Annotated in this window: 11 protein-coding genes and 2 pseudogenes; 8 read left to right on the top strand and 5 right to left on the bottom strand. The window is 69.0% G+C overall.

All coding sequences use genetic code 11. From position 1 onward, the window contains the following. Positions 1-208 precede the first annotated feature (208 nt). From ABD333_RS47765 to ABD333_RS44115, 5 genes and pseudogenes are all read left to right on the top strand, one after another. Positions 209-3,236: pseudogene (locus tag ABD333_RS47765) on the top strand (Tn3 family transposase). 177 nt (positions 3,237-3,413) lie between these two features. Next, a complete protein-coding gene (locus ABD333_RS44135; protein ID WP_344548795.1) occupies positions 3,414-3,755 on the top strand; it encodes an SdpI family protein in 342 nt (113 codons plus the stop codon). A 222-nt stretch (positions 3,756-3,977) separates the two neighbouring features. Then, positions 3,978-4,142: a hypothetical protein gene (locus ABD333_RS44130; protein ID WP_344548792.1), complete on the top strand. Its 165-nt coding sequence runs from the start codon at positions 3,978-3,980 to the stop codon at positions 4,140-4,142. Positions 4,143-4,185: 43 nt separating this feature from the next. After that, a pseudogene (locus ABD333_RS44120) lies at positions 4,186-5,594 on the top strand (DUF4158 domain-containing protein). Beyond that, a complete protein-coding gene (locus ABD333_RS44115; protein WP_344548786.1) occupies positions 5,575-7,188 on the top strand; it encodes a Tn3 family transposase in 1,614 nt (537 codons plus the stop codon). The pseudogene ABD333_RS44120 and the gene ABD333_RS44115 overlap by 20 nt, the downstream one beginning before the upstream one ends. A 250-nt stretch (positions 7,189-7,438) precedes the next feature. On the opposite strand, the gene ABD333_RS44110 is transcribed toward ABD333_RS44115, so the two are convergent. Then, positions 7,439-8,905, bottom strand: coding sequence for a serine hydrolase domain-containing protein (locus tag ABD333_RS44110; RefSeq protein ID WP_344548784.1), 1,467 nt, complete (start codon positions 8,903-8,905; stop codon positions 7,439-7,441). A 66-nt stretch (positions 8,906-8,971) separates the two neighbouring features. Between ABD333_RS44110 and ABD333_RS44105 the strand changes: the two genes are divergently transcribed. Continuing rightward, entirely contained in the window at positions 8,972-9,610 is a 639-nt protein-coding gene (locus tag ABD333_RS44105) for a TetR/AcrR family transcriptional regulator (RefSeq protein ID WP_344548782.1), read from the top strand. Here the strand turns inward: ABD333_RS44105 and ABD333_RS44100 are convergent. The 4 genes from ABD333_RS44100 to ABD333_RS44085 form a co-directional block, all read right to left on the bottom strand. Further along, positions 9,598-10,611: a tyrosine-type recombinase/integrase gene (locus tag ABD333_RS44100; protein ID WP_344548780.1), complete on the bottom strand. Its 1,014-nt coding sequence runs from the start codon at positions 10,609-10,611 to the stop codon at positions 9,598-9,600. The genes ABD333_RS44105 and ABD333_RS44100 overlap by 13 nt on opposite strands. Before the next feature lie 341 nt (positions 10,612-10,952). After that, positions 10,953-11,510, bottom strand: a complete 558-nt coding sequence (locus ABD333_RS44095) for a hypothetical protein (RefSeq protein WP_344548778.1) — start codon at positions 11,508-11,510, stop codon at positions 10,953-10,955. A 187-nt stretch (positions 11,511-11,697) separates the two neighbouring features. After that, on the bottom strand, positions 11,698-12,102 hold the full coding sequence (locus ABD333_RS44090; RefSeq protein WP_344548776.1) for a hypothetical protein: 405 nt from the start codon (positions 12,100-12,102) through the stop codon (positions 11,698-11,700). Between the two features lie 524 nt (positions 12,103-12,626). Next, a complete protein-coding gene (locus tag ABD333_RS44085) occupies positions 12,627-14,003 on the bottom strand; it encodes a cytochrome P450 (RefSeq protein WP_344548774.1) in 1,377 nt (458 codons plus the stop codon). A 358-nt stretch (positions 14,004-14,361) separates the two neighbouring features. Here ABD333_RS44085 and ABD333_RS44080 point away from each other — a divergent pair, with 358 nt between their 5' ends. Both ABD333_RS44080 and ABD333_RS44075 read left to right on the top strand, forming a co-directional pair. Further along, positions 14,362-17,037 carry a Tn3 family transposase gene (locus ABD333_RS44080; protein ID WP_344548772.1) on the top strand — a complete coding sequence of 892 codons (2,676 nt, stop codon included), beginning with the start codon at positions 14,362-14,364 and terminating at the stop codon, positions 17,035-17,037. A gap of 7 nt (positions 17,038-17,044) precedes the next feature. After that, on the top strand, positions 17,045-17,233 hold the full coding sequence (locus ABD333_RS44075; protein ID WP_344548770.1) for a hypothetical protein: 189 nt from the start codon (positions 17,045-17,047) through the stop codon (positions 17,231-17,233). Positions 17,234-17,309 lie beyond the last annotated feature (76 nt).

Raw genomic sequence — 17,309 nt, 5'->3', positions numbered from 1 at the left:
GCGCAGCAGGTCCCGGGTGTCGGTAAGAGTCGTGCATTCAGGTACACGCGATTGAGTTCGCCCAGCTCAGCGGTGGCACTTGCGGCCCGTTGGTGGATCTTTCTTCCGATCGGTGCGTGTGGGGGATGCTGTGCGGCCAGTATTGATCCGGATCCGTGGGGGTTTGCGGCGGCGTGGCCGCCCGTTTCGTGAGAGGTCCGGATGCCGCGTGGTGCGTGTGCTGGACGATGACGAGCTGGTCGGGAACTGGACGCTGGTCGGGGACGAGTTGGAGCAGCTGTCGGGCCGCCGGGGTGCGACGAAACTCGGGTTCGCGTTGTTGCTACGGTTCTACGCCCTGCACGGCCGGTTCCCGACGGGCCGTGCCGAGCTTCCCGATCAGGCCATCGCCTTCGTCGCTGGGCTGGTGGGGGTGCCCGCCTCAGAGTTGAGGCTGTATGAGTGGGATGGCCGGACGATCAAGGCTCACCGCAAGGACATCCGGAAGTACTTCGGGTTCCGGGAGTGTTCGCTGGCTGATTCCGACAAGGCCGCGCACTGGCTGGCCGTCAAGGTGTGCGACAAGGAGCGGCAGGTTGACCGGGTCCGCGCCGAGCTCTTGGCGCATCTGCGGGAGGAGCGGGTCGAGCCACCGGCCCGGGACCGGATCCGCCGGATCATCGGGACGGCGTTGCGGCAGGCCGAACAGATCCAGACCGCCCGGATCGCTGGCCGGATTCCGTCCGAGGCGATCGGCCGGCTGCTCGCCCTGATCGACAAGAGCGCCGACCGTCGCGGCGAAGCTGAGGGCCGGGATGAGGACGATGGTGCGCTGTTCAATGCCGCGGAGGCGCAGGCGTGGACGTGTTCGCGGTGATCCGCGAGGAGCCGGGAAATGTGAGCGTGAAGACGATCGAGCGGGAGGTGTTCAAGCTGACCGCGATCCGTGCGGTCGGGCTTGCGGACGACCTGTTCGCCGATGTCTCCTCGAAGGTCTTGGTGGCTTGGAGAGCTCGAGTGGCGGCCGAGGCTCCCTCTCACCTGCGCTCCCATCCGCACGACATCAAGGTCACCTTGCTCGCCGCCTATCTGCACTGCCGGGCCTGCGAGATCACCGACACCCTGGTCGATCTGCTCGTCTCCACCGTGCACCGGATCAACGCCCGCGCCGACACGAAGGTCACTAGCGATTTCGTGGCGGAGCTGAAGCGGGTGTCGGGCAAGGAGAACATCTTGTTCAAGATGACCGAGGCCGCCCTGGAGTCGCCCGAGTCGCGGGTCGAGGACGTCATTTACCCGGCGGTGCCGGGCGGCTACAAGACGCTGGTCCAGCTGCTGCACGAGTACAAGGCCAAGGGCACCTCCTACCGGCAGCACAAGCAGCGGGTGTTCAAGGCGTCCTATACCAGCCACTATCGGACCGGGCTGATCCAGATTTTGGAGGTGCTGGAGTTCGGGTCGACCAACACCGTGCACGCGCCGATGATGCAGGCGCTCAGCTTGATCAAGCGGTATAGGGCCGAGCAGTCCATTCGGATCAAGTGTTACGCGCTCGGCGAGAACGTTCCGGTGGAGGGGATCGTCCCGGCCGAGCTGGTCGAGCTGATGTATCGGGCCGATAGCAGGAAGCGGCAGCGGATCCTGCGCAGCGTGCACGAGTGCGGGGTGTTCCAGACGCTGCGGGAGAAGTTGCGCTGCAAAGAGATCTGGGTGGTCGGCGCCGATCGGTGGCGCAACCCCGACGACGACCTGCCGAAAGACTTCGAGGCCAACCGGGCGGGGAACTACGCCAAGCTCCGCAAGCCCCTGGATCCGCAGGTCTTCGTCGACCAGCTGCGCCGGGAGATGGACGACGCGCTGTCGGCGCTGAACGATGCCCTGGGCGGGAAGGGTCTTTCCTGGTTGAAGATCGCCGAGCGGAGGGGTGCGGGCGCGATCCAGCTGACCCCGCTGGACGCCGCAGCCGAGCCCCGGAACCTGCGCCGGTTGAAGGCGGCGATCCGGGACCGGCGGGGTGTGGTCCCGCTGATGGACATGCTCACCGAGACGGCCTTGCGCACGGGCTGCTTGAACGTCTTCACCCCGGCCGGGACGCAGAACCATCTGGACGTTCAGGTGCTGTTCGAGCGATTGCTGCTGCTCATCTACGCCTACGGCACCGGGACCGGGATCCGTGCGGTCGCCGCCGGCGACCATCCCCACACCGAGGACGACCTGCGGTACGTTCGCCGCCGCTACCTGACCGTCGAGACCTGCCGCGAGGTCGCCCGCCTCATCGCCAACACCACCTTCGCCGTCCGCCAGACCGCCCTGTGGGGTGAAGGCACCACTGCGGTGGCATCGGACTCCACGCACTTTTCCGCCTTCGATCAGAACATCTTTACCGAGTGGCATTCGCGCTACCGGCGAGCCAAACGCGGCGTTTTGATCTACTGGACGGTCGAGACCGGCGGGTCCATGGCTGTGCACTCGCAGCTGATCTCCTGTTCGGCGTCTGAGGTCCACGCAATGGTTGAGGGGCGATGCGGCACGGCACCGACATGGAGGTCGAGACCAACTTCGTCGACTCCCACGGCGCCAGCTTCGTCGGGTTCGGCATCACCCGGCTACTGGGCTTCGACCTGGTCGCTCGGTTCAAGCAGATCAACAAGATGAAGCTCTACCTGCCCGACCGGGGTGAGTCCTACGACTACCCGCTGCTGGACCCCGCGCTGACCCGCCCGATCCGCTGGGAGATCATCGCCAACAACTACGACGTGATGATGAAGTACGCCACCGCGATCCGGCTGCGGACCGCATCTACTGAGGCCCTGCTGCGCCGCTTCACCAGTGAGACCACTCATCCCGCCTTCGCGGCGATGCTGGAGGTCGGCCGCGCCCAACGCACCATCTTCCTCGCCCGCTGGCTCAACGACCGTGATCTGCAGCGGGAGACCGAGTCCGGGCTGAACGTGGTGGAGAACTACAACGGGGTGAACGACTACATCAAGTTCGGCAAGCGCGGCGAGCTGGCCTACAACCGGCGCGAGGAGCAGGAGCTGGGGATGCTGTGCCTGCACATCCTCCAGTCCGCGCTCGGGCTGATCAACACTTTGATGATCCAGGACATCCTCGCCCGGCCCGAATGGGTCGGCGTCCTCACCGACGCCGATCGGCGCGGCCTCACCCCGCTGTTCCACACCAACATGACCCCCTACGGTGAGATCCAGCTTCGCACTGACCGGCGGCTGGACCTGACCGATCTGCCGACGAGGTGATCGGGCCGCTCCGCCGGGCGGCGGCCGGGGACTGATGGGCGGGTGAGGCCGGCGCGGCGCAGCAAGGCGTCGATGGCGGGGGCTATGCACTCCCGCCGGACTCCCCGGTGCTTGCCCGAGGGCTGGCGCAAGCGCAAGCTGGTAGGAGCTGCCATCTGATGATGCTGGAGCAATGTGATGCACCTTTTCTATGGCGTGGTCCTCATCGCGGCGGGTGCCGCGGTGGTGGCCGTTGGGCGCAGTGCTGCGCGAGGACGGCTGGGGCGTAATCATGTTGCCCGGATCCGGTCCAGGCAGACTCCGGCCGATGACGAGTCCTGGCGGATCGTGCACGAGGCGGCGGAACCGTGGAGTCTGGCCGGCGGACTCGCGCTGACGCTGGGCGGCTTGGTGGCGTTGGGTGCTGAGGACGAGGCGGTAGCGGCCATGGTTGCGGCGTTGGCCGCCGTGTTCGGTATCGCGCTGGTGGTCGCAGGGGCGATCATCGGCCTTGGGCAGTTGCGCCACCGCTCAGACTGATACTGGCTTGCGTTTACGTACTGGGATCCCGGCACGCTGGCCGAAGGTGTCGCAGGCGAATCGGGCGTCCGGGAACGTCGACAGTTCGGGACCTGGCTGTCGATGGTGGCCGTTGCCTGTGCCTGCGTCGGCCACATACCTAGGCGTAGGGTGCCGACATGATCGTCGACTGTGGATCGGCCGGTGGGATCTGCGTACGGTGCCGGCCGCTGGGTTCCCCTCATGGGTCGTGATTCCGAAGCTCGCTGGGAACGGTTCTTCAAGGTGATCTGGCTGGTGGTCGTTCCGCTCGTCGCCGTCATCTATATCTTCACCGCCGCCCAAGAGGCCGGTGCCGTTCGGGTCGCCGTAGTACTCGGGAAAGATCGGGCGGATATGACGGCGTAGGCTCCCGAACCGGGATCTTTGGACTCCGGCGGGAGGTTGCTGGGTGGTCGCTCCGGTGTTCACCGACGAGGAGTTGGAGGGGCTGCGACGGTTCCCGGAGATTGGCCGGGAGGAGCTGTTCCGGTTATTCACCTTGACGCCAGCGGACGTGGCGTTCGTCGATCCGGGTCGGGGGCGGGGCCCTGCGGATCGGCTTGGGCTGGCGGTGGCGTTGTGCACGTTGCCGCGGCTGGGGTTCGTGCCGGACGTTGTGGCGTCCGCGCCGCCGGCGGCCGTTGCGCGGCTGGCCGCGCAGCTCGGGGTCGATCCGAAGGTGATCGGGGTGTACGGGCGGCGGGCCAAGACTCGCACGGATCATCTGCGGCTGCGGCGCAGTATCTGGGGTGGCGGGCTCCGACGGCGCTGGAGTTGAAGGAGCTGGATGAGTTCCTGCTGGCGCGGGCGATGGAGCATGACTCCCCGACGCTGCTGTTCCGGCTGGCGTGCGAATACCTGATCTCAGCGAAGGTGATCCGGCCGGGCCCGGTGACAGTGGTGAAGCGGGTCGCGCACGCCCGCGAGGTGGCGCGGCGCGAGACCTTCGACCGGCTGGCCCGTGAGTTCACCGACGAGCGCCGTGCCGGGTTGGACGGGCTGCTGGTGGTGGACACGGCGATCGGGATGACGCGGCTGCGGTGGTTGGGCAAGGGCCCGGTGGAGGCGGTGAAGACCGAGATCGCCAAGCTGGAGTTCCTGCGCGGCATGGACGCGCACCGGCTGGACCTGTCGGTGCTGCCAGCGGAGCGGCGGCGCTTCCTGGCCACGGTGGGCCGCCGGTTGACGGCGCAGGCGCTGGCGCGGCGCGATCCCGAGCGCCGGTACCCGATCTTGTTGACGCTGGTGGCGCAGTCGGCGACCGAGGTGCTGGACGAGGTCGTGCAGTTGTTCGACCAGGCGGTCTCGGCGCGGGAGAGCAAGGCCGAGCGCAAGATGCGCGGCGCGCTGGCCGAGCGCGCCAAGGCCGGCGAGGACCGCCAAGCGCTGTTGGACGCGATCTTGGCGATCGTCGCCGACCCGGTGGTACCCGATGAACAGGTCGGCGGCCTGATCCGCGGTGAGCGGATCGGATGGGAGCGGCTGCGCGCGGCGCAGTCGGCGGCGTTGCCGCCGCTGCCCCGCGACCACGGTCATCTGGCCGCCCTGGAGGGCTCGTACGGGTATCTGCGGCAGTTCACCCCGCAGGTGCTGGAGGCGGTGCCGCTGGCGGGCGGCAACGCCGCCGCCGACCTTCTGGCGGCGGTGCGGATCCTGCGGGACCTCAACGCCACCAGTGCCCGCAAGGTCCCCGCGGGTGCGCCCGCGGGGTTCGTGCCGGCCCGCTGGCGCGGCTACCTGCAAGACGCGGCCGAGGTCGGCGACACCAGCGCCTACCCGGCACTACTGGGAGTTGTGCGTGCTGCTGGCGCTGCGTGATGGGCTGCGGTCGGGGGATGTGTGGGTGCCCGGCTCGCGCCGCTACTGTGACCCGGCCGCCTACCTGCTGTCCCCGGCAAAGTGGGCCGGTCAGCGGGCGGAGTTCTGCCGGCTGGTGGGCAAGTCCGCCGACCCCGCCGCGGGCCTGGCCCGGATGGAGGAGGAGTTGCACACGGCGCTGGGCGAGCTGGAGCAGACCTTGGCCGCAGGCGACGGTCCGGTCCGCCTGGACGAGGCGGGAGACCTGGTGATCTCCCCGCTGTCGGCCGAGGACGTCCCGGCCGAGGCGGTCGCGCTCAAGGCCGAGCTGACCGAGATGCTGCCGTTCGCGCCGATCGTGTCGCTGCTGATCGAGATGGACCAGCGCACCGGGTTCCTGGGTTGTTTCACCCACGCCGCTGGCAAGCAGGCCCGCAGCCCGGAGTTGAAGCGGAACCTGATCGCGGTGCTGCTCTCCCAGTCGACCAACCTCGGGCTGACCCGGATGGCGGACGCGTGTGGGATCTCCTACGACGTGCTGGCCTGGACCGCCGAGTGGTATGTGCGCGAGGAGACGCTGCGGGCGGCGAACCTGGCGCTGATCGGCTACCACCAGGGGCTGCCGCTGACGGCGGTGTTCGGGTCGGGCACGTTGTCGTCCTCGGATGGCCAGCGGTTCCCCACCCGCGGCAAGTCCGTCACCGCCCGCGCGCTCAGCAGGTACTTCGCCCATGAGGGGCTGTCGACGTACACGCATGTCACCGACCAGCACACCACCTACGGAACCAAGGTCATCGTGGCGACCCGGCGGGAGGCGCACTACGTGCTGGACGAGATCCTGGGCAACGCCACCGACATCCCGGTGACCGAGCACGCCACCGACACCCACGGGGTGACGCTGGTGAACTTCGCCCTGTTCGACCTGCTGGGCCTGCAGTTGTCGCCGCGGATCCGGGACCTGGGCAAGATCACCCTGTACCGGACCGGCCCGAAGTCGCAGGTGTTGGATGCGTTCCCGCTGGCGGGGCCGCTGCTAACCCGGCGAGCCAACACTGAGCTGATCGCGGCGCACCGGGACGAGTTGCTGCGGCTGGCCGGGTCGCTGAAGTTCGGGCACGCCACCGCCTCGCTGCTGGTCGGCAAGCTGTCGGCGTCGGTTCGGCAGAACGCGCTGGCCGCAGCGCTGAAGGAGTACGGGGCGCTGCGCCGCACGATCTACGCCGCCCGGTACCTGTCGGATGCGGCGTACCGGCGCAAGATCTCCCGCCAGCTCAACAAGGGCGAGTCGCTGCACGCGCTCAAGCGGGACCTGCTGTACGCCCACGAGGGCGCGATCCGGGCCCGGCACCTGGAGCAGCAGACCGAGCAGGCATGGTGCCTGACGCTGGTCACCAACGCCGTGGTGACCTGGACCACCGAGTACTACGGGCTGGCGGTGGCCTCGCTGCGCGCAGCCGGGCGCCGCATCGATGACCAGGTGCTGGCCCACATCTCACCCGCGCACAGCGAGAACATCAACTTCCTCGGCTCGATCGACGTCGACGTCGAGGGCGAGCTCGCCCAGCTCGGCCCCACCGGGTACCGGCCCCTGCGCGTGCGCGACACCCTGTTCTGATCCCTGCTGCGCCTCTGCGCTGGCCCGGTGGCGGGCCCGGGTGGGTGGGCCCGGTGCCAGCCGTCGCCGGTGCCGCTGGGCGGGCAACAGGTCCGAAGGTCGGCGCTGGGGTGAGGCAGGGGGCTGCGGTCAGCGGCGCGGCGGCGGGGTCGGTGTCGGCGGTGACGGCCGCGGAGGTGTGTTCGCCGAGGCGGACGTAGGCTCGCTGGTCCATCGCTTTCTCGCGAACGGTGGGTGAACCGCGGCGGGGTCATCGGCTGGCTCGCCGATTACGGGTGGTGCGTAGGGCGAGCGTGACGCGGAGGGTGATCGTTGCGAGCCCGGCGGCCACCGCGACGCAGAGGGCGGCGAAGGCGTCTGGCACCCAGTTCATCATCTGTCCTGGGCTCATCTGGCTCATTGCCGGAACGGCGATGAGCAGAGGCAGTGCGCCGGCGAGGGTCCATGCGGCGGTCGCGATCCTACGGCGTAGCGAGGAGGCGGCGGGGCGGCGGCGTAGGAGCAGGGCCGAGCGTCCGGTCGCCAAGATGAGTCCCAGGGCCAGGGCCGTGATGCCCCAGACGGTCAGGTAGTAGGTGGATGCGGAGGGGGCCTTGGAGGGCGTGCCGCCTGCGAGCAGCTTGGCTGCGCCGAATCCGGTGTGCATGACCGCGTCGTTGTGGAGGAAGCCGTACAGGTTCTGCTGCAGGACGAGCGCGATGTTCTTCTCGGGCAGCAGGATCAGGACGCTTGAGTAGCCGAACGTCGCTCCCGTGTGCCAGAGGGCGCGGTCCAGGGGCGCGTCCAGAGCGTTGATGCTCCAGCCCAGCCCGTAACCGCTGCCCTCGCCTGAGCTGAGCTTGCCCTCTTCTCGCATGAGCCGTACGGACCCCGGCGTGAGGACCGCCTTGCCGTCGGTGGTCTGGCCGGACCGGAGCTGGAATGAGGCGAACGCCGCCAGGTCGTTCAGGTCGCCGCCCAGGTAGCCGTACCCGGCGCCGTGCTCGTCGTAGCCGTCGGCGATGGCGGACGGGATTCCCCACAGGAGCTGATGTCCGGGCGGCAGGTTCCGCTTCTTGGCCGACCCGATGTCGGCGATCGCGCCCTTCATCCCTGCCGGTTCGAGAACGGCTGGTCGCAGGTACTCGGCGTACGGACGCTTGGTGACGGCCTCCACGATGGCCGTGAGCAGCAGGTAGTTGGCGCTGGTGTAGGCGTACTTGGTGCCGGGCGGGCCAAGGGGCTTGCCGCCGTTCAGCGCGCTGATGCGCTGGGCCGGAGTCGGGCAGCCGGACCCGAGGCAGTCGGTGACCTTGAAGGTGGCGGCTTCGGGGAGGCCCGCGGTCTGGTTGAGCAGGTGCCCGATCGTGACCTGCCGCGCGTGCGCGGCGCCGCCGAACCGGAAGTCCGGCAGGTAGTCGACGACCCGATCGGTCAGGCGGAGCCGTCCGGACTGGACAAGAGTCATGACAGCCGTGGCGGTGACCGGCTTGGCGACCGACCCCCACAGGAACGGCGTCTGTGGCGTGACGGGTTTGCCGCGGCCGTCGGTTCCCCAGGTGCGCTGGTGGATCGGGCCGTCGGGGCCGACTACGGCGTAGGCGATCCCGGGGGTATGCGTGGCCTTCATCCGGTCCCGAACGAAGGCGTCGATCGCCTCGTACGGATGGGACTGCGCGGACGCTGGCGCGACCGGCGTGCAGACGAGCAGGCAGAACAGCAGGGCAAGGAGGCGCATCAAGGTCCTCGAAGGTCGATAACAATATGGTCATACGGTTTTACCGTATGCTGATATGGTTATCAAGTGTCGAGGACAGCCGACCACGACGAGCGCCGCCGCCAGATCGCCGTGGCCGTGTGCGCGCTCATCTCCGAGCACGGGCTCGACGCCGTCACCGTCGCCCGTACAGCCGCGGCGGCCGGGATGTCGGTCGGCCTGGTGCAGCACTACTTCCGCACCAAGGACGAGATGCTGCTGCACGCGTTCACCCACGTCAGTGCGCATATCAGAGGGCGGGTGGACGAGCGGATCCAGGCCGGGATCGACCATCGCCGGCCCATCGCGAGGGTCCTGGCGGAGGCGCTGGCCGAGTTCGTCCCGCTGGACGAGACCCGCCGCACCGAGTTCCGGGTATCCCGAGCGTTCGCCGGACGCGCGCTGGACGCCCCCGCGATGGCCGACGTGGACGCCAAGACCGCTCGGGCGCTGCTAGGCGACATCGCCCAGGCGGTGCACAACGGCAAGGAATGCGGCGAAGTCGCCGAAAACCTGGACCCCTGGCCCGCCGCCGTACGGCTGGCGGCCGTGACGGAGGGCATCGCGATGCAGGTCTACCGCGACCCCGCCCTCGCCCTCGCCGTACCAACCGGTCAGCTCGCAGCATCGATCCTCGACGCCGAGCTCGCCACGATCTTCACCGGCCAATGCCGTCAATACGCCTGATCGAGCGCGCCGTTCAGAAAGATGAGGGCGCAGGGTACCGGGGGTCTTCTCCCGAACGAGACCCCAGGGCCAAAGGTGTCGGCGGTAACGCGGGCGGAGGTGTGTTCGCCGAGGCGGACGTAGGCGCCGAGGCTGGCCAGGTGGGCGTGCCGGCTCTTGGCTTGGAGTTCGGCGGCGGTGCGTCCGGCGGCCGCCAGGTGTTGCAGGGCGGAGTGACGGAGCTGGTGCAGCGTCCAGCCGTGTCCGTGCGGGTCGAGCTCGCGGGTGGCGGTCTTGAATAGGTATTCGGCGCGCGGATACGACAGCCGGCCGCGTCCAGTGGCCGGGCAGATGTCGGCGGCCGCGGGGGCGCGGGGGCCGGAGGTGGGGGCGCGGCGGTCGGCCAGGAACACCGGTCCGGCCGTGCGGCCCTTCAGGAGGCGGGGTAGTAGCCGGGCGGTGCCGGTGGCCCAGTGCACGTACTCGATCGCACCGCCCTTGGAGGTGATCCGGGCGCGACGGAACTCGGGGTCCAGGTCCTCGATGTCCAGCGACAGGATCTCTTCGGCGCGCGCTGCGGTCTCGTACAGCATCCGCCACAGCAGCCGCTCGCGCAGCGCGTGCGCGTCGTCGGCCAGCAGTTTGTCCAGTCGGGCGCGGGGGATGGCGCGGTCGCCGCGGCGGGCGGTCTTGCGGCGGGTGAGCCGCCGGGCCGGGTTGGTCTCCAGAAGTTCCTGCCGCTGCGCCCAGGTGGTGAAGGAGGTGAGCGCGGACAGGTGCCGGTTCCAGGTGGCGGCCGCCGCGGTGTTCCAGCGGTCCATCACCGCGGCGTAGTCCTCGGGCGTGAGGCTGGCGGCCGGGCTGGCGCCGCCGGCGACGTCGATGAGGCGGGCGAGGGTGTCGTCGTAGCTGGCGCGGGTGGTGGCGGTCGGGATGGAGCCCAGGTAGCGGTCGACGGCGGCCGCGAGGGTCGCCGCGGTGATCGGGCCGGGGCGGCGGCCGGGGAACGCGACGACGGACACTCGAGAACCTCCGCAGGCCGTGTCCGCCGGAAGCCAGCGAGCACGTGGCCTCGCCTGATACTGCCGGCCAGGCCAGCGCGTTGGGTGCGCCGGTGAGCAGTGCGGAGGGGCCGGAGCAAGCGGCGATTTCCAGCCCGCGCAAGAGCTGCGGACTGGAGATCATCGCGCGTGAGGCCGAGCTCCAGGCTCAGCGCAGCGCGTTCGGCCACGACGCCGCCGGATTTCCCGGGAGTAGCAACGCCCCCACCTGGCTCGCCCGTGCCGCGGGCTCTGCCGATTGGGCGGGGGCGCGGTGTCCTGTCCGGTCAGCACTTGGTGTTGTGGTGTTCTGTCCTGTCAGGTCACGGTGATGGTGACCTGGGTGCGGGGGATGTTGGTGACCTCGCTGTAGATGTAGTTGCCCTGCTTGTGCCAGTAGCCGCCGTCCTTTTTCCTTTGCTGCCGACGAAGCGGTAGGTCTGGCCGGGCTTGACGTCGCGGAGGGTGAGCTTGCCCCAGGCCTTGCCCCAGTCATCGGCGACCCGCTCCCAAAAGTCGGTGGCGGCGACGTAGGTGTCGCCGCGGTAGGCGGTGATCCGGCCCCTGAACTGGCCTTCCCATTTGACCTGTTCGTGGTACCAGGCGGCGCCCCAGTAGTACTGGAACTTGCCGCCGTAGTAGGCGTCGATGTAGCGGTTACCGTCGTCGTCGCGTTTGACCTCGGCGCAGACCTTGGTCCGGGCCCAGGACCGCTTGGCGGCGCCGTAGGTGTCGTCGCTGCTGCCGCAGATCTCGGCGCGCAGGCCGGCGGTGGCGGCGCCGGCCTGTGCGGCGGTCAGGGGGTCGGCGGAGGCGGCCGGAGTCGGGGCCAGGCCGGCCGCGATCGCCGCGAACACCGCAGCGCAGACGGTCGGCCCCACAGCTGGGGGCGTGTCATGGGGACCTCCCGGGGTCGAATCGACGTCCCGGGGGATTATCTCCCTCTGTGTGCGAGTAATGACGGAGTGAAGTTAGATTGTTGGGAGATTCGCCGCAGCTGAAGCTCACATCGCCTGGGCCGCGGTGATTTTGATGACACGCCGCCTCGCCCGGCAGGGAGCCTGACCGTCACTGCCGGTCGCGGGAGTGAGGTGTGTCCCCTCGGTAGTCGGCGACGATGAATCCGTCCGGGGACCGGCCGTCCCACTCGTCGGGCCATCCCTGATAGAGAGCCACCACCTTGCTGCGCAGCAGCTCGGGAGTGAGGTCCACCCCGCCGGCCTCCCTGGCGATCTGCCCGCCTGCGGCCTGCTGCTGGACCTCGGCGATCGCCTCGGTCCATGCCACGTCCCAGGTCACCAGGGTGGCACGCTGCTCAGACTCCGCGGAGGCCAGCAGCAGCACCCCATACCCTCCCTCGAAGGGCTTGAGCCCGGTCGTTGCGCACACCTTCTGATAGGCGTCCTCGCCACCAAGCTTGTCCGGGGTGAAGAACAGATACTCCCGCAGGATGGGACGCTCGATCATCCGCATGCAGCAACGCTACCCCTGACCTGCGTGAACCAGCGGGAACCCGGGCCGCCAGCCTGACTTCGTCCAGCCAGCACGTCAGCCCTCGCGGCTCATCGACTCTGGGCCAAGATCATCGTTCTCAGAAACCTTCTCAGATCGTCATCGTCATTGCCGAACAACCGGCCGAACATGCTCATCCTGAGTGGCAGCTAACACCCGCATCGCCATCCTGTGGCACGCCAGCCACACCTGAGCGTCCGCGCCACCACTATCACGGCCCGCACGGCCCGCCGACAGCGCCGCGGAATCGATCAGGAACCCGACGGCCGTCTGACCGGAGCGGCTGGCGGCTGCCGCACGGCCGGGGCGCGGCCCACCGCGCCTGGCCGTGAGGCCCGGCGCCGGCCCCGGCCGCCGGCCCTGTGCGCTTGCGCCCGCAGATCGCCGCGCCGCGGTTTAGCGCCGGATCTCATTCCGATTCACTCATGGAGCAGGCTGAAGAATGGGCCTGGAGCAGGAGGCGTTCGGGGCCCGGTTGGTGAGAGTCATGGGGTGGTGTCGTGTGGCAGGCGCCGTACTGCTCGGTCCGCCAGGGAGAAGTTGATCAGTTGTGTCGCGGCGAGGGCGAGGCGTTCGGCGCGGTCGCGTGTCCGCACGAGCGTCTTCTTGAGCCCCATCGCCGGGCTTGGGGCCGAGCTGCGGGGTGTCAGGACGCACAGGCCGCCTCCGGCCAGGATCCGGGTGTGGCGGATGGGTGCGTGGACGGCGAGGGAGCTGAGCAGTTCGTGCATGATCACCGCTGCGGTGGTCCGGGTGAACTGCTCGGCGGGGCACCTGCGTCGCCCTTTGCCGAAGACCATGTATCCGTGGTCGGCGCAGCCGGGTTGTTCCCATCGTTCGGGGATGAAGGCGTCGGGTTGGGTGTGGCCCATGCGCTGGTGTCGGCTGATGTCGACCAGCAGTTGTGTGCCGCGCGGGATTGTCACCGCCGGGCTCAGGGGGACGTCGTCGACCACCAGTCGCTGGATGCGGGTGTAGAAGGGGTAGAGCCGCAGTGTTTCGGCCAGGACGTGGTCGAGGTAGCGGGGGTCGCCGGCGCGGACCTGTTCGACGACGTGCGGATGCGCGGCCGCCGCGAGCACGGCATGGCAGACGCATTCGGAGATCTGGTTGACGCCCTTGTGGAAGAACACACCCTGCAGGTGTTTGGCCTTGGCGTCGGTGTCCAGCGCGCTGTCGGAGCCGAAGATGGCCGGGCATCCGTCGTGCTCGGTCACCGTGGCCCGCAGCAAGGCCAGGAGCTCCAGCTGGGTGCAGATGTTGCGTGCGTTGCGCAGTCCCTTGAAGTTCTTCAAGGTGTCGCTGGCCGAACGACCGATCAGCGCGATCTGGTCCTGCGACGGCGGTGCCTTGAAGACCAGCTCGAACATCAGCGCCGAGGCGATGGGGACGGTCAGGTCCCGCAGCCGCAGCACCCGGCTGGTGGTGCCGTCGCGCCACAGGTCGGTCACGACCTGGCGGGTGCATCTGCGGGCCAGGGCGGCCAGCGCCTGGTCGGGAACCGAAACAGTGCGGTAGGTCGCCCTGGCCAGCTGCGCGTAGTGGGGGTGGTCGGTGTCCAGGCTCTCCTGTTGTTCGGCCGGCCTGTCGAAGTAGCGGATGGTTCGACGCGCGTGAGTCTGCCCGCGTTGACTGGCGGACTTGTGGGCCAACAGCTTCTCCAGCACAGGCCCGTGGATCTCCCGGTTGGGGATCCGGATCGTCGGGGTGTCATCGGGATCATCGAAGAGCCTGGTCAGCAGATACTTGTGGGTGTCGCGGTGGAGCATCTGGTGGGTCGGGGTGTCAGCCGGATCATCGCCTTGGGTGAGCGGCGCGCGTCGTGTGGAGCCCGTGGACGAGACTCGACCGGAACCTGCCATCGTTCCGCCTTCTGTCGTTGGCCGCGCGGCGACGGCCTCTACCGCACTATGTGCCCGCATGCCATGCCGTACGCACCCACAGAGCAGACAGATAGGCGGCCAACGGCTGGGCCACAGGGGGTAAGACCAGGTGAACTGGCCCTCACTGGCCGAGCCAGGCCAGCCGGAGCGCCAGCGAGGGCGGTGGGACGACCGTCCTCACCCAAAGGTAGTCCTCCGTTGACGCTCCGGGCTGAGAAGGTTTCTGAGAACGATGATCTTGGCCCAGAGTCGATGAGCCGCGAGGGCTGACGTGCTGGCTGGACGAAGTCAGGCTGGCGGCCCGGGTTCCCGCTGGTTCACGCAGGTCAGGGGTAGCGTGTGTGACCGGGCGGTGCTGTGGCTGGTGGAGGAGCGGGTGCTGCTGCCGGGGATCACGACGCTGGCGCGGCTGGTGCGCCAGGTGCAGCGGGACGCGCTGGAGAAGGTCAACGTGGCGGTGGTGACGCCGACGCCGGTGCACACGCGGCGGGAGTTGATCGCCGCGCTGGAGGTGCCCGGCGGCAAGCGGGTGTCGACGCTGGAGTGGATGCGCACTCCGGTGGTGAAGCTGACGGGGACGGGGCAGGTCGAGGCGCTGGACCGCGCCTCCTATGTGCTGGGGTTGGGGACGGGCGCGGTGGACCTGTCGGCGGTGGCGCCGGTGAAGCTGGCCGAGCTGGCTTCCTATGGCCTGCACGCCAAGGCCCCCAAGATCAAGAACTTGAAGGGTGAGCGGCGGGTGGCGACGCTGGTGGCGACCGTCCGCCATCTGGAGCGCTCGTCGGTGGACGATGCGCTGCTGCTGTTTGATCTGCTGATGTCGACCAAGCTGCTGTCGGGGGCGGCCCGCAAGAGCAACGTCGAGAAGCTGAAGACGTTCCCGAGGTTGAAGACCGCGGCCGCTCAGATGGCGGCGGCCTGGTCGGTGGTGCTGGGTGAACTGCCCGGCGGCCAGAGCACGCCGGTGTCGGTGCCGGAGATGATGGCCGCGGTCGAACGGGTGGTGTCGCGTGCGGATCTGGCAGCTGCGGTCGAGTCGGTCCGCGAGCTGCTGCCGCCGCCGGGCGAGGGCGACGACGGAGACAGTGAGTGGCGGGCGGCGCTGGTCGACCGGTACGCCACGGTGAAGCCGTTCATCGAGCTGCTGGCGTCGGTGGTCCCGTGGGGCTGCACCGAGGCGGGCACGCCGATCCTGGCGGGGCTGCGTGGCCTGCCGAAACTGATCGCCGCCAAGAAACCCGGCGTCGACCACATCCGTGGGCTGGAGGGCCTGGTGACGGGGTCGTGGCGGCGGCTGGTCTTCGCCAACCCCAAGCTTGCGGCGCCGCTGATCGACCGCCCCGCGTTCGTGTTCGCGGTGCTGGAGCAGCTGCATGACGCGCTGCGTCGGCGGGACGTGTACGCGGTGGGGGCCGACAAGTGGGGCGATCCGCGTGTCCAGCTGATCGCGCCCCGGGTGTGGGTGCGGGAGCGGGACACGGTGCTGACCGCGCTGGGGTTGCCGGCCGACCCGCGCGAGCACCTGGCCGAGCTCGCCGACATCCTCGACGGTGCGTATCGCCAGGTCGGCGCCGGGCTGGCGACCAACGAGGCCGCACAGATCGCCGATGGCAAGCTGTCGCTGGCCCGGCTGGAGGCGGCGCCGTATCCCGACGGCTACCAGGCCGTGCATGACGCGGTGGCCGCGATGCTGCCCCGGATCGACTATCCGGAGCTGTTGCTGGAGGTCAACGCCCGCGCCGGGTTCCTGGACGCGATGCCGCACATCTCGGGATCAGAGGCCCGCCGCGACGACCTGGACCTGAGCTTGGCTGCGTTGCTGGTCGCCCGCTCGTGCAACATCGGCCTGAGGCCGGTGGCCAAAGCGGGCACCGCCGCGCTGGGCGAGAACCGGCTGATCGGAGTTGAGAAGGGCTACTTCCACGGCGAGGGGATCGCCGTGGCCGCGGCGGTCCTGGTCGGCAAGCAGGCCGAGATACCCATCACCGCCGACTGGGGCGGCGGGATGGTCGCCTCCACCGACGGGTTGCGATTCGTGGTCCCGGTCCGCTCCCTGCACGCCCGCCCCTCGCCGCTGTACTTCGGGATCGGCAAGCGGCCGCGCGGGACGACCTGGCTGAACACCGTGTCGGACAAGGTGATGGGGCTGGGCGGCCTTGTGGTGCCGGGCACGCTGCGCGACTCGCTGTACATCCTGGACGCCATCCACCGCCTGGACGCCACCGAGCACCCCGATGTCATCACCACCGACCAGGGCAGCTACAGCGACATCGTGTACGGCATGTTCGCCGCCTGCGGCTACCAGTTCGCGCCGCGGCACGCCGACATCACCGACACCCAGCTGTGGTGGATCGACACCGCGATGCTGGACGGCGAGATCACCCGCGACCATCGCGCCTCCAACGGGTGGGGCGCGTTCAACACCTTGGCGCTGCGGCGGGTGTCGGTGCCCGTGATCGTCGCCGAGTGGGAGGACATGATGCGGGTCGCCGGATCCTTGGCCACCAGCAAGGTCCGCGCCTACGACCTGATCAAGGTGATGACGGCCGGTGGCCGCCTGACCGGCCTGGGCAACGCCTTCGCCCACTACGGCCGCATCTTCAAGACTCTGCACCTGCTCCAGGTCATCCATGTGGAGGCCTACCGCAGGATGATCGGCACCCAGCTGAACATCGGCGAGTCCCGCCACGATCTGGCCCGCAACGTGTTCTTCGGCAACCTCGGCCGCCTGGCCAGGGGTTATGAACGCGGCATGGAGAACCAGCTCGGGGCGCTGGGCCTCGGCCTCAACGCGATCACCTGGTGGAACTCCCTGTACGTCGACGCCGCGGTGAACCGGCTGGAAGCAGGCGGACTCAGCGTCGGGCCACAGATCCGCGCCCGTCTGTCACCTCTACTGTTCGCGCACATCAACTTCCACGGCTCCTACCCGATCCAACGTCCTGACCTGCAAGGACATCTACGCGACCTGCACGACGCGAACCGCGACGTGCCCGCACCGCAGGAGTGGTAGACACCCGGTGAGCGACGCCCGCGACAGCTCCGGCGACGACGGCGAGGCCACGCCCGGCTACACCGTGCCGACCCGGCCGGACGGCTGGCCCGACCTGCTGCGCCGCCGACCGCTGAGCAGCACCGAGCGGGCTCGCCTGCGTGCCCGCCTAGGGCCTGTTTCGAAGTCTGGTTCGGGGTGGTCCGGCGTGTCTTGATCGTTAACGTGTGAGGCCTCCGGTAGGTGGTTTAACGACCAAGAAAAACCCGATACCGGAGGCCTCGTGGCCACCC

It is taken from the genome of Actinomadura fulvescens (assembly GCF_039533225.1).
GTDB classification, from domain to species: Bacteria; Actinomycetota; Actinomycetes; order Streptosporangiales; family Streptosporangiaceae; genus Spirillospora; species Spirillospora fulvescens.
This window is presented reverse-complemented; position numbering and strand designations above follow the sequence as displayed.